At 44.9% G+C, this 16,162-nt stretch carries 28 protein-coding genes; 25 read left to right on the top strand and 3 right to left on the bottom strand.

Annotated elements, in window-relative coordinates:
• Nucleotides 1-146 precede the first annotated feature (146 nt).
• The 3 genes from M3087_RS04685 to M3087_RS04675 all read right to left on the bottom strand — a co-directional run bounded on the left by M3087_RS04685 (nucleotide 147) and on the right by M3087_RS04675 (nucleotide 1,770).
• Nucleotides 147-788 carry a hypothetical protein gene (locus M3087_RS04685; RefSeq protein WP_249094058.1) on the bottom strand — a complete coding sequence of 214 codons (642 nt, stop codon included), beginning with the start codon at nucleotides 786-788 and terminating at the stop codon, nucleotides 147-149.
• 150 nt (nucleotides 789-938) lie between these two features.
• Nucleotides 939-1,289: a hypothetical protein gene (locus M3087_RS04680; protein ID WP_249094056.1), complete on the bottom strand. Its 351-nt coding sequence runs from the start codon at nucleotides 1,287-1,289 to the stop codon at nucleotides 939-941.
• A gap of 145 nt (nucleotides 1,290-1,434) precedes the next feature.
• Nucleotides 1,435-1,770: a hypothetical protein gene (locus tag M3087_RS04675; RefSeq protein WP_249094055.1), complete on the bottom strand. Its 336-nt coding sequence runs from the start codon at nucleotides 1,768-1,770 to the stop codon at nucleotides 1,435-1,437.
• A 477-nt stretch (nucleotides 1,771-2,247) separates the two neighbouring features.
• On the opposite strand from M3087_RS04675, the gene rpsL reads away from it, so the two are divergent.
• The 25 genes from rpsL (at nucleotide 2,248) to secY (ending at nucleotide 16,151) form a co-directional block, all read left to right on the top strand.
• Nucleotides 2,248-2,652 carry a 30S ribosomal protein S12 gene (gene rpsL / locus M3087_RS04670; RefSeq protein WP_022384885.1) on the top strand — a complete coding sequence of 135 codons (405 nt, stop codon included), beginning with the start codon at nucleotides 2,248-2,250 and terminating at the stop codon, nucleotides 2,650-2,652.
• Nucleotides 2,653-2,722: 70 nt separating this feature from the next.
• The gene (gene rpsG, locus M3087_RS04665; protein ID WP_249094053.1) at nucleotides 2,723-3,274 is read left to right on the top strand and encodes a 30S ribosomal protein S7; all 552 of its coding nucleotides are present in this window, start codon (nucleotides 2,723-2,725) and stop codon (nucleotides 3,272-3,274) included.
• Nucleotides 3,275-3,309: 35 nt separating this feature from the next.
• Complete coding sequence (gene fusA, locus M3087_RS04660) at nucleotides 3,310-5,427, top strand: elongation factor G (RefSeq protein WP_022384883.1); 2,118 nt, start codon at nucleotides 3,310-3,312, stop codon at nucleotides 5,425-5,427.
• 100 nt (nucleotides 5,428-5,527) lie between these two features.
• Nucleotides 5,528-5,833 carry a 30S ribosomal protein S10 gene (gene rpsJ / locus M3087_RS04655; RefSeq protein WP_005941888.1) on the top strand — a complete coding sequence of 102 codons (306 nt, stop codon included), beginning with the start codon at nucleotides 5,528-5,530 and terminating at the stop codon, nucleotides 5,831-5,833.
• Nucleotides 5,834-5,857: 24 nt separating this feature from the next.
• A complete protein-coding gene (rplC, locus tag M3087_RS04650) occupies nucleotides 5,858-6,475 on the top strand; it encodes a 50S ribosomal protein L3 (RefSeq protein ID WP_022384882.1) in 618 nt (205 codons plus the stop codon).
• Entirely contained in the window at nucleotides 6,475-7,101 is a 627-nt protein-coding gene (gene rplD, locus M3087_RS04645) for a 50S ribosomal protein L4 (RefSeq protein ID WP_022384881.1), read from the top strand. The genes rplC and rplD overlap by 1 nt, the downstream gene beginning before the upstream one ends.
• 13 nt (nucleotides 7,102-7,114) lie before the next feature.
• Nucleotides 7,115-7,405 (top strand): 50S ribosomal protein L23, encoded by a 291-nt coding sequence (rplW, locus tag M3087_RS04640; protein ID WP_022384880.1) that lies wholly within the window; start codon nucleotides 7,115-7,117, stop codon nucleotides 7,403-7,405.
• Between the two features lie 7 nt (nucleotides 7,406-7,412).
• A complete protein-coding gene (gene rplB / locus M3087_RS04635) occupies nucleotides 7,413-8,234 on the top strand; it encodes a 50S ribosomal protein L2 (RefSeq protein ID WP_022384879.1) in 822 nt (273 codons plus the stop codon).
• Between the two features lie 23 nt (nucleotides 8,235-8,257).
• A complete protein-coding gene (rpsS, locus tag M3087_RS04630; protein ID WP_013618002.1) occupies nucleotides 8,258-8,527 on the top strand; it encodes a 30S ribosomal protein S19 in 270 nt (89 codons plus the stop codon).
• A 38-nt stretch (nucleotides 8,528-8,565) separates the two neighbouring features.
• The gene (rplV, locus tag M3087_RS04625) at nucleotides 8,566-8,976 is read left to right on the top strand and encodes a 50S ribosomal protein L22 (protein ID WP_022384878.1); all 411 of its coding nucleotides are present in this window, start codon (nucleotides 8,566-8,568) and stop codon (nucleotides 8,974-8,976) included.
• A gap of 5 nt (nucleotides 8,977-8,981) precedes the next feature.
• Nucleotides 8,982-9,713 carry a 30S ribosomal protein S3 gene (rpsC, locus tag M3087_RS04620; protein WP_022384877.1) on the top strand — a complete coding sequence of 244 codons (732 nt, stop codon included), beginning with the start codon at nucleotides 8,982-8,984 and terminating at the stop codon, nucleotides 9,711-9,713.
• Between the two features lie 21 nt (nucleotides 9,714-9,734).
• On the top strand, nucleotides 9,735-10,169 hold the full coding sequence (rplP, locus tag M3087_RS04615) for a 50S ribosomal protein L16 (protein WP_022384876.1): 435 nt from the start codon (nucleotides 9,735-9,737) through the stop codon (nucleotides 10,167-10,169).
• 2 nt (nucleotides 10,170-10,171) lie between these two features.
• On the top strand, nucleotides 10,172-10,369 hold the full coding sequence (gene rpmC, locus M3087_RS04610; protein ID WP_022384875.1) for a 50S ribosomal protein L29: 198 nt from the start codon (nucleotides 10,172-10,174) through the stop codon (nucleotides 10,367-10,369).
• Nucleotides 10,370-10,377: 8 nt separating this feature from the next.
• Nucleotides 10,378-10,635 carry a 30S ribosomal protein S17 gene (rpsQ, locus tag M3087_RS04605; protein WP_022384874.1) on the top strand — a complete coding sequence of 86 codons (258 nt, stop codon included), beginning with the start codon at nucleotides 10,378-10,380 and terminating at the stop codon, nucleotides 10,633-10,635.
• A 2-nt stretch (nucleotides 10,636-10,637) separates the two neighbouring features.
• Nucleotides 10,638-11,003: a 50S ribosomal protein L14 gene (gene rplN / locus M3087_RS04600; protein ID WP_022384873.1), complete on the top strand. Its 366-nt coding sequence runs from the start codon at nucleotides 10,638-10,640 to the stop codon at nucleotides 11,001-11,003.
• Nucleotides 11,004-11,023: 20 nt separating this feature from the next.
• Nucleotides 11,024-11,347: a 50S ribosomal protein L24 gene (rplX, locus tag M3087_RS04595; protein ID WP_022384872.1), complete on the top strand. Its 324-nt coding sequence runs from the start codon at nucleotides 11,024-11,026 to the stop codon at nucleotides 11,345-11,347.
• On the top strand, nucleotides 11,347-11,904 hold the full coding sequence (gene rplE / locus M3087_RS04590; RefSeq protein WP_022384871.1) for a 50S ribosomal protein L5: 558 nt from the start codon (nucleotides 11,347-11,349) through the stop codon (nucleotides 11,902-11,904). Before rplX ends, rplE begins: the two co-directional genes overlap by 1 nt.
• Before the next feature lie 6 nt (nucleotides 11,905-11,910).
• Nucleotides 11,911-12,210 (top strand): 30S ribosomal protein S14, encoded by a 300-nt coding sequence (gene rpsN, locus M3087_RS04585; protein ID WP_022384870.1) that lies wholly within the window; start codon nucleotides 11,911-11,913, stop codon nucleotides 12,208-12,210.
• A gap of 59 nt (nucleotides 12,211-12,269) precedes the next feature.
• On the top strand, nucleotides 12,270-12,665 hold the full coding sequence (rpsH, locus tag M3087_RS04580; protein WP_022384869.1) for a 30S ribosomal protein S8: 396 nt from the start codon (nucleotides 12,270-12,272) through the stop codon (nucleotides 12,663-12,665).
• Between the two features lie 14 nt (nucleotides 12,666-12,679).
• A complete protein-coding gene (gene rplF / locus M3087_RS04575) occupies nucleotides 12,680-13,249 on the top strand; it encodes a 50S ribosomal protein L6 (protein WP_022384868.1) in 570 nt (189 codons plus the stop codon).
• 21 nt (nucleotides 13,250-13,270) lie between these two features.
• Entirely contained in the window at nucleotides 13,271-13,612 is a 342-nt protein-coding gene (gene rplR, locus M3087_RS04570; protein WP_022384867.1) for a 50S ribosomal protein L18, read from the top strand.
• A gap of 5 nt (nucleotides 13,613-13,617) precedes the next feature.
• Nucleotides 13,618-14,133, top strand: coding sequence for a 30S ribosomal protein S5 (rpsE, locus tag M3087_RS04565; protein ID WP_022384866.1), 516 nt, complete (start codon nucleotides 13,618-13,620; stop codon nucleotides 14,131-14,133).
• Between the two features lie 10 nt (nucleotides 14,134-14,143).
• On the top strand, nucleotides 14,144-14,320 hold the full coding sequence (rpmD, locus tag M3087_RS04560) for a 50S ribosomal protein L30 (RefSeq protein ID WP_106483687.1): 177 nt from the start codon (nucleotides 14,144-14,146) through the stop codon (nucleotides 14,318-14,320).
• A 30-nt stretch (nucleotides 14,321-14,350) separates the two neighbouring features.
• The gene (gene rplO, locus M3087_RS04555) at nucleotides 14,351-14,797 is read left to right on the top strand and encodes a 50S ribosomal protein L15 (RefSeq protein WP_022384865.1); all 447 of its coding nucleotides are present in this window, start codon (nucleotides 14,351-14,353) and stop codon (nucleotides 14,795-14,797) included.
• A gap of 4 nt (nucleotides 14,798-14,801) precedes the next feature.
• Nucleotides 14,802-16,151: a preprotein translocase subunit SecY gene (secY, locus tag M3087_RS04550; protein ID WP_022384864.1), complete on the top strand. Its 1,350-nt coding sequence runs from the start codon at nucleotides 14,802-14,804 to the stop codon at nucleotides 16,149-16,151.
• Nucleotides 16,152-16,162: the final 11 nt, after the last annotated feature.

The following is a 16,162-nucleotide window of genomic DNA, read 5'->3' as shown; positions in this document are numbered from 1 at the left end:
ACGTTTGTTTTTTCACATTGTTTGCTAGTCATCAGCGGTTGGGGAGTTTGTCTAGCCGCTGTCGAATACATCCTTCTGTTTCATAGTTCAACATTCGTTAGTTAATACTTGCATGGTTTATTTCACGTGTACGGGGCGCTCCGGTCTCATGCGTAAAAATGACAAGATGGATTGCCCTCGGGAAGTAAGTCGGTAGTGTCTGAAAAAAGGATTAAAATGGTTATCGGATTATAAATCGTTCCCTGCTCGGCGGCTCTTCCGATGCGTTGCCTGTCCGGTTGCGCACACGGCGGAGGATTCTGCTTCTCGGGACGACCTCTTTGTGTTTTTTCCGACGGAAGGGATGCCGGACGTGCACTCGTTATTTTACCATCCTCATGCGTTTTCGTGGCGACCGCGCAGATGGTCATATTTCGAGACATTGCCTGGCCAGCGAATAAGGTGCAACGAGATGGATGCAGCAGATGGAGAGCGGCTGCATCGGTGAGGTGGGTAGTGGTAAAGAGCTGGTGGGGCGGACGAACGGAAACGTTGTCTGCCGGAGAGATATTGTAATTGTTGCCTAAATGCTCGTGGGAGGGGGTAAATGTTTGATTGAGAGATTGATGTCCTTCCAGGTGCCAATAGATGCCTGCCAGGCTATGTGCTGTACATACAGCAGGGACAACAGCCGGACGCTCCGCACCCTTATTGTAAGGAATGCTTGTCGGCCTTTGTCGGTTTTCATGGCTTGTCCTGCCTTTCTCACGGACGGACTTCAACAGGTTATGTCTAACACACATCTTCATAAGTATATTTATTAAGCGGACCTTCCTGCTGCTGGAGGTTATTATCCTTTTTGTTGACAGATGCAAACCTTCAACGAGGTCGGTTCTTTCATGGATTAGGTCTATTATTTTTATTGTTAGTGTTATGCTAACACTATAAAAGTAAGAGATTTACTTCATTTCTCCAAGGAATACGGGCAGATTTTTGAGGCTTTGTGTCGGATTGACAGTTAGATGCACTTGTGGCAGGTCCGGTTTCTTGTGAAAATTGTTCCTTTTCTTTATCTTTCTGCTTTCGCGGATTTCAAACCCTTCTGAGGTCTGTTTTCTGTTCGTAGAATATACAATAAGCTTTTTCTGTTTTGAGAAGAAAAGTTCCCGGGCTGTTTGTCGGGAGCAACTCGGAAGGACATCTTGGGTGAGAACAGTCTCCGCACATCGGCAGAACCAAAGGATGGATTGACATTTTGTGAGGTCAAAAGCCTTATTTACTTTCCCATTTTCCTGAAAAGCCATTTTCATCTAACGCACATTTTTGAAAAATCGACTGAACTAGCGATGAAAAGTTAAATTGCATTTGCACTTTCCTTCTGCAGGGCTCATTGTATTTTGATAAGTTAACAGCTAACACAAGTGTTTGACGTCCCAAACAATATAGTTTCGCATGTCAAACACTTGTGTTTGGTTCGTCAAACAATATTGTTTGAAGAGTGAAACAATATTGTTTGCTCTCTCGATGTAAAGAAAATGGAATTGCAATGAAAAAATACGGACGTTTGCTCTCTGGAAGAAGGGCAGAGCCATTCATTTTTGAACTGTTATAATGTGGAGTATTTTCTCCTGTGAGTACTCTGTGTGCTACCAATTGCTCTGCATGCAGGGCATAGGGAAAGGAAACGATTGGATTTGGTGTGAAAATGTATTTTGCAAATCGTCCGAGAATGCCCGCAAAATCATCGTCCCCGTCTTTAGCTCCAACGAAGGTCTCTGTGGGGTGATTCATTTGACATTTTGACAAAATGACAAAGTGATGGGTCACTGACGAGCGTAGGCAGGTGGTTTCTCTGTATGGATGGCGTGTGTGTATATATAATAAGGTGTAGGGGTGCTGTGAGTGGGGGATGAGGGCTGTGATGGGTGGCAAAAATATTGCCTTGTCAGACCGGGCGACCAGACCGGTTGCCTCTGCATTCCTTCGGAGAACTTAGGGTATTCGTGCTTTATTGTTCATGGCTCATGGTTCATTGTTCGGGCCTGTTTCTTCCAGAATCCTAAAAGACCCCCTCTGATTGTAGTCTGACTATTCCTTGTGAAGTGTCAAACTCCTATAAAAAATATAAAAACGGAAATCTCGGTTATTTTAAGATTACAAACCTATTGCTAATTAAAATGTTATTAGTAACTTTGCAGCCCGAAAAGTATATTTTCGCTTCAACAGAAAAGTAACAAAACAATATATAATAATTAAAATCGAACAGAAATGCCTACTATTCAACAACTAGTAAGAAAAGGAAGAAAGGTTCTGGTTGAGAAAAGTAAGTCTCCGGCATTGAACGCTTGTCCTCAAAGACGTGGCGTTTGCGTCAGAGTCTATACGACTACTCCGAAGAAACCGAATTCGGCAATGCGTAAGGTTGCCCGTGTGAAACTGACTAACCAGAAGGAGGTGAACTCCTACATTCCGGGTGAAGGTCACAACTTGCAGGAACACTCCATCGTCCTGGTACGTGGCGGTCGTGTGAAAGACCTTCCGGGTGTACGTTATCACATCGTTCGCGGTACTTTGGATACTGCCGGTGTGGCTAACCGTACCCAACGTCGTTCCAAATACGGTGCCAAGCGTCCGAAACCGGGTCAGGCTCCTGCAGGTAAGGGTAAGAAGTAATCAACCGACTTTTCTGGAAAGGAAATTTATTTATTAAAATCGTTTTGGTTTGGTGGAAAATGCTTAAAGGTTGAGTAAATGCTTCAGAGGAAGCGTTGAAGAAGACAAGATTGCAGCCTCAAACAAAACATTATGTTCAAACAAAATGAGAAAAGCAAAACCAAAAAAACGTGTGGTTCTTCCGGATCCCGTATTCGGCGACCAAAAAGTTTCTAAGTTTGTAAACCACTTGATGTACGACGGAAAGAAGAATACTTCTTATCACATCTTCTATACCGCCCTTGAGACCGTCAAGGCAAAGCTTCCCAACGAAGAGAAAACTCCGCTGGAAATCTGGAAGAAAGCCTTGGATAATGTAACTCCGCAAGTTGAGGTTAAGTCCCGCCGTATCGGAGGCGCGACTTTCCAAGTTCCTACTGAAATCCGTCCCGATCGTAAAGAATCGATCTCTATGAAAAACTTGATTGCATTTGCCCGTAAGCGTGGCGGTAAATCAATGGCTGACAAGTTGGCTGCCGAGATTATCGATGCGTTCAACGAGCAAGGTGGTGCCTTCAAGCGTAAGGAGGATATGCACCGTATGGCTGAAGCTAACCGTGCATTCGCTCACTTCAGATTCTAATCAAGTATTAATAAACTGAATATTAAGGAAGCAAAATGGCAAAACAAGACTTGCATTTGACCCGCAACATCGGTATCATGGCTCACATCGATGCCGGTAAGACAACGACTTCTGAACGTATCCTGTTCTACACCGGATTGACTCACAAGATTGGTGAGGTTCACGATGGTGCTGCAACAATGGACTGGATGGAGCAGGAGCAGGAGCGTGGTATCACCATCACCTCGGCTGCTACGACCACCCGTTGGAAGTATGCGGGCAATACTTATAAGATCAACTTGATTGACACTCCGGGACACGTTGACTTCACCGCTGAGGTAGAACGCTCACTGCGTGTGCTTGACGGTGCTGTGGCTACCTACTGTGCGGTAGGTGGTGTGGAACCCCAATCTGAAACCGTATGGCGTCAGGCTGATAAATATAATGTTCCCCGTATCGGTTATGTGAACAAGATGGACCGTTCGGGTGCCGACTTCTTTGAAGTTGTCCGTCAGATGAAGGACGTGCTGGGTGCAAACCCCTGTCCGATTGTCATCCCTATCGGCTCTGAAGAAAACTTCAAGGGTGTGGTTGACCTCATCAAGATGAAGGCCATCCTGTGGCACGACGAGACAATGGGTGCTGACTATGACGTAGAAGATATTCCCGCAAACCTGCAGGATGAAGCCAACGAATGGCGTGAAAAGATGCTGGAGAAGGTGGCTGAATTCGACGACGTGTTGATGGAGAAGTTCTTTGACGATCCCTCGACTATCACCGAAGACGAAATCCTCCGTGCACTGCGTGCTGCTACCCTGAAGATGGAGGTCGTTCCGATGACCTGCGGTTCTTCGTTCAAGAACAAGGGTGTGCAGACTTTGCTGGACTACGTTTGTGCCTTCTTGCCCTCTCCGCTGGATACTCCGAACATCGTGGGTACGAACCCGACGACCGGTGCTGAAGAAGACCGTGTACCGAGCGAAGACGAGAAGACTGCAGCTCTGGCATTCAAGATTGCGACCGACCCGTATGTAGGCCGTCTGACTTTCTTCCGTGTATATTCAGGTAAGATTGAGGCCGGTTCATACATCTACAACTCCCGTTCGGGCAAGAAGGAGCGTGTATCCCGTCTGTTCCAGATGCACTCCAACAAGCAGAACCCGGTTGAAGTGATCAGCGCCGGTGATATCGGTGCCGGTGTTGGTTTCAAGGATATCCGTACTGGTGATACGCTTTGCGACGAGACTGCTCCGATCGTGCTGGAGTCTATGGACTTCCCCGAACCGGTAATCGGTATCGCCGTTGAGCCGAAGACTCAGAAGGACCTCGACAAGCTGTCCAACGGTCTTGCCAAGTTGGCTGAAGAAGACCCGACCTTCACCGTACGTACTGACGAGCAGAGCGGCCAGACCGTCATCTCCGGTATGGGTGAGCTTCACCTGGACATCATCATCGACCGTCTGAAACGTGAGTTCAAGGTTGAGTGTAACCAGGGTCGTCCGCAGGTGAACTACAAGGAGGCCATCACCAAGACAGTGGAACTCCGCGAGGTTTACAAGAAGCAGTCCGGTGGTCGTGGTAAGTTCGCCGACATCATCGTAGCCGTTGGTCCGGTTGACGAAGACTGGAAGCAGGGCGGTCTGCAATTCATCGACGAGGTGAAGGGTGGTAATGTGCCCAAGGAATTCATTCCTTCCGTACAGAAAGGTTTCCAGACAGCCATGAAGAACGGTATCCTCGCCGGCTTCCCGCTCGACTCGCTGAAGGTGGTTTTGAAGGACGGTTCGTTCCACCCCGTGGACTCTGACCAGCTGTCGTTCGAAATCTGTGCCATCCAGGCTTACAAGAACGCTTGTGCCAAGGCAGGTCCCGTGCTGATGGAGCCCATCATGAAGCTGGAGGTTGTTACTCCGGAAGAGAACATGGGTGACGTAATCGGTGACTTGAACAAGCGTCGCGGTCAGGTGGAAGGTATGGAATCCAGCCGTTCAGGTGCCCGCATCGTGAAGGCAATGGTTCCCCTGGCAGAAATGTTCGGTTACGTGACAGCTCTGCGTACCATCACTTCCGGTCGTGCCACTTCATCCATGACCTACGACCACCACGCACAAGTTTCGGCATCGATTGCCAAGTCTGTGCTTGAAGAAGTCAAGGGTCGTGTAGACTTGATCTAAAACAAACAAAATAGCGCAAGCAAGGAGGCAGGTTAGCGAATGACTCTTAACCTGCCCACCTGCCTGCCTGATAAAAGAACAATAACAATTTATTCAAACAATGAGTCAAAAGATTAGAATTAAACTGAAATCCTACGATCACAACTTGGTAGACAAGTCTGCTGAGAAGATTGTAAAGACAGTGAAAGCAACCGGCGCCATCGTAAGCGGCCCGATTCCCTTGCCTACTCACAAGCGCATCTTCACTGTGAACCGTTCAACCTTCGTAAACAAGAAGTCTCGCGAGCAATTCGAGCTCTCTTCTTACAAGCGTCTGATTGACATTTACAGCTCCACAGCAAAGACTGTAGACGCACTGATGAAGTTGGAACTGCCGAGTGGGGTAGAAGTGGAAATTAAAGTTTAAACGAACCATTAAAAATTAACTGAAATGCCAGGATTATTAGGAAAGAAAATCGGAATGACATCCGTCTTCAGTGCTGATGGTAAAAACGTACCATGCACTGTTATCGAAGCTGGTCCTTGTGTAGTTACTCAGATTAAGAGTGTAGAAAAAGATGGCTATGCAGCTGTTCAGGTAGGCTTCCAGGAAGCAAAAGAGAAGAATACCAGCAAACCGCTGATGGGTCACTTTAAGAAAGCCGGAGTAACTCCGAAGCGCCACTTGGCCGAGTTCAAAGGATTTGAAAACGAGTTAAACTTGGGTGACGTAATCACCGTAGAACTGTTCAACGATGCTCCCTACGTGGACGTAATCGGCACTTCTAAGGGAAAAGGATTCCAGGGTGTTGTAAAAAGACATCACTTCGGTGGTGTAGGCCAGACTACTCACGGACAGCATAACCGTGCCCGCAAACCGGGTTCTATCGGTGCTTGTTCATATCCCGCACGTGTATTCAAGGGATTGCGCATGGCAGGTCAGATGGGTGGTGATCGTGTGACTACTCACAACTTGCAAGTATTAAAAGTGATTCCTGAGCACAACCTTCTGCTCATCAAAGGTTCTGTTCCGGGTTACAAAGGTTCAATCGTAATAATTGAGAAATAATGGAAGTTAGCGTATATAACATTAACGGTCAGGAGACCGGAAGAAAGGTAGCGTTAAACGAATCTATCTTCGGAATTGAACCCAATGATCACGCTATTTACTTGGCTGTGAAACAATACATGGCAAACCAACGCCAGGGAACTCACAAATCAAAAGAAAGAAGCGAAATCAGCGGTTCTACTCGTAAATTGGGTCGTCAGAAAGGTGGCGGCGGTGCTCGTCGCGGTGACATCAACTCACCGGTATTGGTAGGTGGTGGCCGCGTGTTCGGTCCCAAACCTCGTGACTATTGGTTCAAGCTGAACAAGAAAGTAAAAGATTTGGCACGTCGCTCAGCTCTGTCATACAAGGCACGTGAGAATGCCATCGTCGTAGTTGAGGACTTCACCTTCGAAGCTCCTAAGACTAAGGACTTTGTAGAAATGACAAATAATCTTAAAGTTTCTGATAAGAAGTTGCTTCTCGTTTTGCCGGAAAGTAATAAAAATGTATATTTGTCAGCTCGTAACATCAAGCGTGCAAACGTTATAATTGCTTCAGATCTGAATACTTACAAAGTTTTGGAGGCAGATACTCTCGTGATTACTGAAAGCTCGCTGAAGAGCATTGATAACTTTGCAAAATAAGGAGGCTTAGATAATGGGAATTATTGTAAAACCGTTAGTGACAGAGAAGATGACCGCAATATCCGAAAAGAGCAATCGTTTCGGATTTATTGTGCGTCCTGAGGCTAACAAACTTGAGATTAAGAGTGCAGTAGAAGCGATGTATAACGTGACCGTGGAGAGTGTCAACACGATGAACTATTCCGGTAAGAACAAGACTCGTTATACGAAAGCCGGACTTGTGAAAGGTCGTAGAAATGCTTATAAGAAAGCAATTGTGACTTTGAAAGAGGGCGATACTATTGATTTTTATAGCAATATTTAAATAGAAGATGGCAGTACGTAAATTTAAGCCCACAACACCGGGGCAGAGACATAAGATTATTGGTACTTTTGAAGAGATTACTGCATCGGTACCAGAAAAATCTCTTGTAAGTGGAAAACGTTCTTCAGGTGGTCGTAACAATGTAGGTAAGATGACTGTCCGCTACATTGGTGGTGGCCACAAGAGAAAATTCAGATTCATTGACTTCAAGAGAAACAAAGACGGTGTTCCCGCAGTGGTTAAGACAATTGAATACGATCCGAACCGTTCGGCTCGTATCGCTTTGTTGTTTTACGCTGATGGTGAAAAACGCTATATCATTGCTCCTAATGGATTGCAGGTAGGCAGCACTTTGATGTCCGGTGAGAATGCAGCGCCTGAGATTGGTAATGCACTTCCCCTCCAGAACATCCCCGTTGGTACCGTGATTCACAACATCGAATTGCGTCCGGGTCAGGGTGCTGTGTTGGTAAGATCAGCTGGTAACTTTGCTCAATTGACTTCAAGAGAAGGTAAGTATTGCGTCATCAAATTGCCTTCAGGTGAGGTTCGTCAGATCCTCAGCGCTTGTAAAGCTACCATTGGTAGCGTAGGTAACTCAGACCACGCATTGGAAAGCTCCGGTAAGGCCGGTCGCTCTCGTTGGCTGGGTCGCCGTCCTCACAACCGTGGTGTTGTAATGAACCCTGTTGATCACCCGATGGGTGGTGGTGAAGGACGCGCTTCTGGAGGTCATCCGAGATCACGTAAGGGATTGTATGCTAAGGGCTTGAAGACAAGAGCTCCGAAGAAACAATCTTCTAAGTACATTATCGAAAGAAGAAAGTAATAACAAGGTTAATTGAGTAAATTATGAGTCGTTCATTAAAAAAAGGTCCATATATTAACGTCAAACTTGAAAAGAAGGTGCTCGCCATGAATGAGAGCGGCAAGAAGTCTGTTGTTAAGACTTGGGCCAGAGCTTCAATGATTTCCCCTGATTTTGTAGGGCATACTATTGCAGTTCATAACGGAAATAAATTCATCCCTGTTTATGTTACAGAAAACATGGTAGGTCACAAGCTGGGCGAGTTCGCTCCGACACGTACCTTCCGTGGACACGCTGGCAACAAGAAAAAATAAACAGGCATTTATCTGAAATAATAAAGAAAAGCTAAATAATGGGAGCAAGAAAAAGAATTTCGGCTGAAAAAAGAAAAGAAGCCCTTAAGACCATGTATTTTGCAAAGTTGCAAAATGTTCCTACCTCTCCGCGTAAGATGCGTTTGGTTGCAGATATGATTCGTGGTATGGAAGTGAACAGAGCACTTGGTGTCTTGAAGTTTTCTTCTAAAGAAGCTTCTGCCAGAGTGGAACAGCTGTTGCGCTCTGCTATTGCTAACTGGGAACAGAAAAACGATCGCAAGGCTGAAGACGGCGAATTGTTTGTAACGAAGATTTTTGTTGATTGCGGTCCGACGCTGAAGCGCATGAGACCGGCTCCGCAGGGTAGAGGTTACAGAATCCGCAAACGTTCGAACCACGTGACTTTGTTCGTTGATACGATTAATACTAATGATAATCAAAACTAAGAGTAATGGGACAGAAAGTTAATCCGATAAGCAATCGTCTGGGTATTATCAGAGGATGGGATTCAAATTGGTACGGTGGCAAAGACTTTGGTGATGCTTTGCTGGAGGATAGCAAGATCCGTAAATATTTGAACGCCAGACTTGCTAAAGCTAGTGTTTCGAGAATTGTAATCGAACGTACACTGAAACTTATCACAATTACTGTTTGTACCGCTCGTCCGGGTATTATCATTGGTAAAGGTGGCCAGGAAGTCGATAAGTTGAAAGAGGAGTTGAAGAAGATCACCGACAAGGATATCCAGATCAATATCTTTGAGATCAAACGTCCTGAGCTCGACGCCGTAATCGTGGCAAACAACATCGCACGCCAGGTAGAAGGCAAGATCGCATACCGTCGTGCCATCAAGATGGCTATCGCCAACACGATGCGCATGGGTGCCGAGGGTATCAAGATCCAGATTGCCGGCCGTTTGAACGGTGCTGAAATGGCTCGTTCTGAAATGTACAAAGAAGGTAGAACTCCGTTGCATACGTTCCGTGCAGACATCGACTACTGTCATGCTGAAGCATTGACCAAGGTAGGTCTGCTGGGTATCAAGGTATGGATTTGCCGCGGTGAAGTTTACGGTAAGAGAGAACTCGCTCCGAACTTCGTGCAGAGCAAGGAAAATGGTCGTGGTGGAAATGGCGGCAACAATGGAGGCAAGAACTTCAAAAGAAAGAAAAACAATCGCTAACGAATTTGAATTTTAGGAACTATGTTACAACCGAAAAAGACAAAATTCAGAAGACAGCAGAAAGGCCGTCAAAAAGGAAATGCCCAAAGAGGTAACCAGCTTGCCTTTGGCTCTTTCGGCATCAAGTCCTTGGGTACTAAGTGGATCACAGGACGCCAGATTGAGGCTGCCCGTATTGCTGTAACCAGATATATGCAACGTCAGGGTCAGATTTGGATCCGTATCTTCCCGGATAAACCTATTACTCGCAAGCCGGCTGATGTACGTATGGGTAAAGGTAAAGGTAACCCCGAAGGCTTTGTAGCCCCTGTTACTCCGGGTCGCATCCTCATTGAAGTGGAAGGTGTTTCTTACGAAGTCGCAAAAGAAGCTTTGCGCCTGGCTGCACAGAAACTTCCGATTACTACTAAGTTTATTGTTAGACGTGATTACGACTTCCAAAATCAAAACGCATAATTATGAAGATTGCAGAAATTAGAGAAATAGCTACCAATGAACTGGCAGAAAGAATCGAAGCTGAAGTAGCCAAGTACAATCAGATGGTTTTGAATCATTCTATCTCTCCGTTGGAGAATCCTGCACAAATCAAGAGCTTGCGTCGTACTATTGCACGCATGAAGACGGAGTTGCGCCAGAGAGAACTTAATAATAAATAATGATCCTGATGGAAGCTAGAAATTTAAGAAAAGAAAGAATGGGTGTTGTCATCAGCAACAAAATGGACAAGACGATCACCGTTGCTGCCAAGTTTAAGGAAAAACACCCGATTTACGGTAAGTTCGTCAGCAAGACGAAGAAATATCACGCTCACGATGAGAAGAACGAATGCAATATTGGTGATACCGTACGCATCATGGAGACTCGTCCCTTGAGCAAAACTAAAAGATGGAGATTAGTTGAAATAATCGAAAGAGCTAAGTAATTATGATACAAGCAGAATCCAGACTTACGGTATGTGATAACAGTGGCGCAAAGGAAGCTCTCTGCATCCGCGTTTTGGGCGGTACCAGAAAGCGTTACGCTACTGTGGGAGATGTGATTGTCGTTTCTGTAAAGAGCGTCATCCCCTCAAGTGATATTAAAAAAGGTGCAGTGTCTAAGGCTTTGATCGTACGTACTAAGAAAGAAATTCGTCGTGCTGACGGTTCTTATATTCGTTTTGATGACAATGCTTGTGTGTTGCTGAACAATGCAGGCGAAATTAGAGGTAGTCGTATTTTCGGTCCGGTAGCCCGTGAACTTCGTGCTGTAAACATGAAAGTTGTATCATTGGCACCTGAAGTACTTTAATTTTGTAAAGGATTTAAGTAATGAGCAAATTACATATTAAAAAGGGCGATACAGTTTACGTTAACTCTGGTGAAGATAAGGGTAAAACCGGCACTGTGTTGAAAGTTCTTGTGAAAGAAGGACGTGCTGTGGTTGAAGGTGTGAACATCGTAAAGAAGAGCACCAAACCGAGCGCAAAGAATCCTCAAGGTGGTATAGTAAGCAAGGAAGCTCCTATCCACATCTCAAACTTGAATGTCGTTGACCCCAAGACGGGCAAACCGACACGCGTGGGAAGAAGAAAGAACTCAGAAGGAACTAAATTAGTGCGTTATTCTAAAAAATCAGGAGAGGAGATCAAGTAATGAGTAATACTGCTAGCCTTAAGAAAGAATATGCAGAGCGCATCGCTCCTGCATTGAAGAGCCAATTCCAGTATACTTCTTCTATGCAAATCCCCGTGCTCAAGAAGATTGTCATCAATCAGGGCTTGGGCATGGCTGTTGCCGACAAGAAGATTATTGATGTGGCCATTAACGAGATGACTGCCATTACCGGTCAGAAAGCCGTTGCAACTGTTTCGCGCAAGGATATTGCAAACTTCAAGTTGCGTAAGAAAATGCCGATCGGTGTGATGGTAACGCTGCGTCGCGAGAGAATGTACGAATTCCTGGAGAAGCTCGTCCGTGTGGCTCTCCCCCGTATCCGTGACTTCAAAGGTATCGAAAGCAAGTTCGACGGAAGAGGTAACTACACGCTGGGTATCCAAGAGCAAATCATTTTCCCTGAAATAAATATTGATAGTATTACTAAAATATTGGGAATGAATATTACCTTTGTAACCTCTGCCAAAACAGACGAAGAAGGTTATGCTTTGTTAAAGGAATTTGGTTTACCGTTTAAAAACGCTAAAAAAGACTGATAGATTATGGCAAAAGAATCAATGAAGGCTCGTGAAGTAAAAAGAGCCAAACTTGTAGCCAAATATGCTGAAAAACGTGCCGCTCTGAAGAAGATTGTCAACACGGGTGATCCTGTTGCCGCTTATGAGGCTGCTCAGAAGCTCCAGGCAATTCCCAAGAATGCCAACCCGATTCGTTTGCACAACCGTTGCAAGTTGACCGGTCGTCCTAGAGGTTATATCCGTCAATTCGGTATCTCCAGAATCCAGTTCCGTGAGATGGCTTCCAATGGATTGATCCCGGGCGTTAAGAAAGCAAGCTGGTAAAGAAGTTTTTATTTTTAAATATTGTCAGGAGAGTCCTGATTAATTTAAATTTTTATTATATGACAGATCCAATAGCAGATTATCTGACGAGGTTGAGAAATGCCATCAGCGCAAAACACAGAGTTGTTGAAGTTCCTGCCTCAAACTTGAAAAAGGAAATCACTAAGATCCTTTTTGAAAAAGGTTACATCTTGAACTACAAGTTCGTAGAAGATGGTCCTCAGGGTACTATTAAGGTAGCTTTGAAGTATGATTCGGTTAACAAGGTTAACGCAATCAAGAAGTTGATCAGGGTGTCTACCCCGGGTTTGCGTAAGTACACCGGCTACAAAGACATGCCGAGAGTAATTAACGGTTTGGGTATTGCGATTATATCCACTTCCAAAGGTGTAATGACAGACAAAGAGGCCGCTGCCCTGAAGATTGGTGGTGAAGTGCTTTGCTACGTATATTAATAGGAGGATTATCTATGTCAAGAATAGGAAAATTACCCATTAGTATTCCTGCCGGAGTGACAGTTACTCTGAAGGATGATGTGGTCACTGTGAAAGGACCCAAAGGCGAGTTGAGCCAATATGTAAATCCAGCTATTACTGTTTCTATCGAAGATGGTCATGTACACTTTGTAGAAAATGAAGATATGATGCAGGATGATCCCAAGCAAAGACATGCTTACCACGGATTGTATCGTGCATTGGTACATAATATGGTTGTTGGTGTTTCTGAAGGTTACAAGAAAGAGTTGGAATTGGTGGGTGTAGGTTACCGTGCATCCAACAACGGCAATATTATGGAACTCTCATTAGGCTATACACACAACATCTTTATCCAAATGCCTCCTGAGATCAAGGTTGAAACAAAATCAGAAAGAAATAAGAACCCTCTTATTATATTGGAATCTTGTGACAAACAATTGCTTGGTCAAGTTTGCTCAAAAATACGTTCTTTCCGTAAACCTGAACCCTACAAAGGTAAAGGTATTAAGTTTGTTGGCGAAGAAATTCGTAGAAAGTCGGGTAAATCAGCCGGTGCTAAGTAATTTACATAAAATCGTATTATTATGACAACAAAAATAGAAAGACGAATCAAGATTAAATATAGAGTACGGAACAAGATTTCCGGAACGACTGCACGTCCTCGTATGACGGTCTTCAGAAGCAACAAGCAGATCTATGTTCAGCTTGTGGATGACCTGTCGGGCAGAACCTTGGCTGCCGCTTCTTCTTTGGGCATGGAAGCCATGCCTAAGAAAGAGCAAGCTGCAAAGGTCGGCGAGTTGATAGCAAAGAAAGCACAAGAGGCTGGTATTACGACTGTCGTATTCGACCGTAACGGCTATTTGTATCACGGGAGAGTTAAGGAAGTGGCAGATGCTGCTCGTAACGGTGGACTTAAATTTTAAAGATCATGGCAGTTAATAACAGAGTTAAGATAACGAACGATATCGAGTTGAAAGATAGACTTGTTGCTATCAATCGTGTTACCAAGGTGACCAAGGGTGGTAGAACGTTTACCTTCTCTGCCATTGTGGTAGTTGGTAATGAAGATGGTATTATCGGCTGGGGCCTTGGTAAGGCTGGTGAAGTGACTGCTGCCATCGCCAAAGGTGTAGAGGCAGCCAAGAAGAACCTTACTCGTGTCCCGGTATTGAAAGGTACTGTTCCTCATGAACAAACTGCTAAGTTCGGCGGTGCAGAGGTTTTCATCAAACCGGCTTCTACCGGTACCGGTGTGGTTGCCGGTGGCGCTATGCGTGCCGTACTTGAGAGTGTTGGTATTACTGACGTTTTGGCTAAGTCGAAGGGTTCTTCCAATCCTCACAACCTCGTGAAGGCTACTATCCAGGCTTTGAGCGAGATGAGAGATGCTAGAACTGTCGCTCAGAACAGAGGTGTAAGTATGGAAAAAGTATTTAGAGGATAAGGAGGAAATTATGTCAACTATTAAGATCAAGCAAGTAAAAAGTAGAATTGGTGCTCCGGTTGATCAGAAGAGAACTCTCGATGCACTGGGACTCCGTAAAATGAATCGTGTGGTTGAACACGAAGCTACTCCTTCAATTCTTGGAATGGTGGAAAAGGTAAAGCACCTCGTTGCCATCGTTAAGTAATGTATTGTTGAACAATAATTAAGTTTCGATATGAAATTGAATAACTTGAAACCCGCAGCCGGCTCAACTACCTCTAGAAAAAGAGTTGGTCGTGGTCCCGGTTCTGGCTTGGGTGGAACTTCTACAAGAGGACATAAAGGAGCAAAACAAAGATCTGGTTATTCCCGTAAGATCGGTTTCGAGGGTGGACAGATGCCGCTTCAGCGTCGTGCTCCGAAATTTGGTTTTAAGAACATAAACAGAGTAGAATATAAAGCTATCAACCTGAGCACTATCCAGGCTCTGGTTGATGCCAAGAACTTGACCAAAGTTGGTATCGAGGAATTGATTGCTGCTGGTTTTATTTCTTCAAAACAATTGGTTAAAGTGTTAGGTAACGGCACATTGACGACAAAAGTTGATGTAGAGGCACATGCTTTTTCTAAGAGTGCAGTCGCCGCTATTGAAGCTGTTGGTGGTAACGCTGTAAAACTCTGATTCAATGAGACGATCTATTGAAACATTAAAGAATATATGGAAGATTGAGGATCTGAGAAAACGGATCCTCATCACTGTATTGTTTGTTGCTATCTATCGCTTTGGTTCATACATTGTCCTTCCGGGTATTGACCCGAACATGTTGACCAAGCTCCATGAACAAACAAGCGAAGGTCTGTTGGCTTTGTTAAACATGTTTTCTGGTGGTGCATTTTCTAATGCTTCTATCTTTGCGTTGGGAATCATGCCGTACATCTCGGCTTCCATCGTCATCCAGCTTTTGGCCGTTGCAGTTCCTTATTTCCAGAAAATGCAACGCGAAGGCGAAAGCGGCAGAAGAAAGATAAATCAATATACCCGCTATCTAACGATAGCCATTTTATTGTTCCAGGCACCTTCCTATTTGTTGAATTTGAAGTCACAGGCCGGAGGTTCATTAAATGCTTCATTAGATTGGACGTTATTTATGATTTCATCTACCATCATCCTGGCTGCGGGAAGTATGTTCATCCTGTGGTTGGGTGAGAGAATCACTGACAAGGGCGTGGGTAATGGTATCTCGCTGATCATCATGATCGGTATCATTGCCCGCTTGCCGCAGGCTCTCTTCCAGGAAGTCGTTTCGAGAATGGCTTCTCCGGGTGCTGGTGGTTTGATTATGTTCTTGTTTGAAATCGTATTCCTGTTGCTGGTTATCGCTGCGGCCATCCTGTTGGTACAGGGCACACGCCGGATTCCGGTGCAGTATGCCAAGCGTATCGTCGGCAACAAGCAATATGGTGGCGCAAGACAATACATTCCTTTGAAAGTGAATGCAGCCAATGTGATGCCGATCATCTTTGCACAAGCAATCATGTTTATTCCGGCTGCACTTGCCAATTATTCCGGTGCACAAGGTGAGGTCAGCAGTCTTGCTGTTGCTCTGAGCGATTATACCGGGTTCTGGTACAATCTGACATTTGCCGTACTGATTATTCTTTTCACGTACTTCTATACGGCAATCACGATTAACCCGAATCAGATGGCAGAGGACATGAAGCGCAACAATGGTTTTATTCCGGGCATCAAGCCGGGTAAGAATACAGCAGAGTATATCGATACCATTATGTCGCGCATCACTTTGCCGGGCTCTCTGTTCCTTGCAATTGTTGCCATCCTTCCTGCATTTGCCGGTATCTTTGGTGTGAAGACTGAATTTGCTCACTTCTTTGGAGGAACGTCTCTCTTGATTCTTGTCGGTGTTGTTCTGGACACCTTACAGCAAGTTGAAAGTCATTTGTTGATGAGACATTATGATGGTTTACTGAAGTCTGGACGAATCAAGGGTCGTTCGGCTAATGTTTCGGCCTATTAAGTTTTCATTAG

Origin of the sequence: Mediterranea sp. ET5, from assembly GCF_023337025.1 — a bacterium.
Classification (GTDB): Bacteria; Bacteroidota; Bacteroidia; order Bacteroidales; family Bacteroidaceae; genus Phocaeicola_A.
Note: the sequence above shows the minus strand (reverse complement) of the source record. Positions and strands in the feature narration are given on the sequence as shown.

Coding starts and splice junctions, on each gene's coding strand:
- fusA (WP_022384883.1), top strand. CDS start 3,310: ATGGCAAAACAAGACTTGCATTTGACCCGCAACATCGGTATCATGGCT.
- rplF (WP_022384868.1), top strand. CDS start 12,680: ATGTCAAGAATAGGAAAATTACCCATTAGTATTCCTGCCGGAGTGACA.
- rplV (WP_022384878.1), top strand. CDS start 8,566: ATGGGAGCAAGAAAAAGAATTTCGGCTGAAAAAAGAAAAGAAGCCCTT.
- rpmC (WP_022384875.1), top strand. CDS start 10,172: ATGAAGATTGCAGAAATTAGAGAAATAGCTACCAATGAACTGGCAGAA.
- rplW (WP_022384880.1), top strand. CDS start 7,115: ATGGGAATTATTGTAAAACCGTTAGTGACAGAGAAGATGACCGCAATA.
- M3087_RS04675 (WP_249094055.1), bottom strand. CDS start 1,770: ATGAATCACCCCACAGAGACCTTCGTTGGAGCTAAAGACGGGGACGAT.
- rplD (WP_022384881.1), top strand. CDS start 6,475: ATGGAAGTTAGCGTATATAACATTAACGGTCAGGAGACCGGAAGAAAG.
- rpsL (WP_022384885.1), top strand. CDS start 2,248: ATGCCTACTATTCAACAACTAGTAAGAAAAGGAAGAAAGGTTCTGGTT.
- rplX (WP_022384872.1), top strand. CDS start 11,024: ATGAGCAAATTACATATTAAAAAGGGCGATACAGTTTACGTTAACTCT.
- rpmD (WP_106483687.1), top strand. CDS start 14,144: ATGTCAACTATTAAGATCAAGCAAGTAAAAAGTAGAATTGGTGCTCCG.
- rplE (WP_022384871.1), top strand. CDS start 11,347: ATGAGTAATACTGCTAGCCTTAAGAAAGAATATGCAGAGCGCATCGCT.
- rpsH (WP_022384869.1), top strand. CDS start 12,270: ATGACAGATCCAATAGCAGATTATCTGACGAGGTTGAGAAATGCCATC.
- rpsQ (WP_022384874.1), top strand. CDS start 10,378: ATGGAAGCTAGAAATTTAAGAAAAGAAAGAATGGGTGTTGTCATCAGC.
- rplP (WP_022384876.1), top strand. CDS start 9,735: ATGTTACAACCGAAAAAGACAAAATTCAGAAGACAGCAGAAAGGCCGT.
- rpsN (WP_022384870.1), top strand. CDS start 11,911: ATGGCAAAAGAATCAATGAAGGCTCGTGAAGTAAAAAGAGCCAAACTT.
- rpsS (WP_013618002.1), top strand. CDS start 8,258: ATGAGTCGTTCATTAAAAAAAGGTCCATATATTAACGTCAAACTTGAA.
- secY (WP_022384864.1), top strand. CDS start 14,802: ATGAGACGATCTATTGAAACATTAAAGAATATATGGAAGATTGAGGAT.
- rplR (WP_022384867.1), top strand. CDS start 13,271: ATGACAACAAAAATAGAAAGACGAATCAAGATTAAATATAGAGTACGG.
- rpsJ (WP_005941888.1), top strand. CDS start 5,528: ATGAGTCAAAAGATTAGAATTAAACTGAAATCCTACGATCACAACTTG.
- M3087_RS04680 (WP_249094056.1), bottom strand. CDS start 1,289: ATGAAAATGGCTTTTCAGGAAAATGGGAAAGTAAATAAGGCTTTTGAC.
- rpsC (WP_022384877.1), top strand. CDS start 8,982: ATGGGACAGAAAGTTAATCCGATAAGCAATCGTCTGGGTATTATCAGA.
- rpsE (WP_022384866.1), top strand. CDS start 13,618: ATGGCAGTTAATAACAGAGTTAAGATAACGAACGATATCGAGTTGAAA.
- rplN (WP_022384873.1), top strand. CDS start 10,638: ATGATACAAGCAGAATCCAGACTTACGGTATGTGATAACAGTGGCGCA.
- M3087_RS04685 (WP_249094058.1), bottom strand. CDS start 788: ATGAAGATGTGTGTTAGACATAACCTGTTGAAGTCCGTCCGTGAGAAA.
- rplO (WP_022384865.1), top strand. CDS start 14,351: ATGAAATTGAATAACTTGAAACCCGCAGCCGGCTCAACTACCTCTAGA.
- rplB (WP_022384879.1), top strand. CDS start 7,413: ATGGCAGTACGTAAATTTAAGCCCACAACACCGGGGCAGAGACATAAG.
- rplC (WP_022384882.1), top strand. CDS start 5,858: ATGCCAGGATTATTAGGAAAGAAAATCGGAATGACATCCGTCTTCAGT.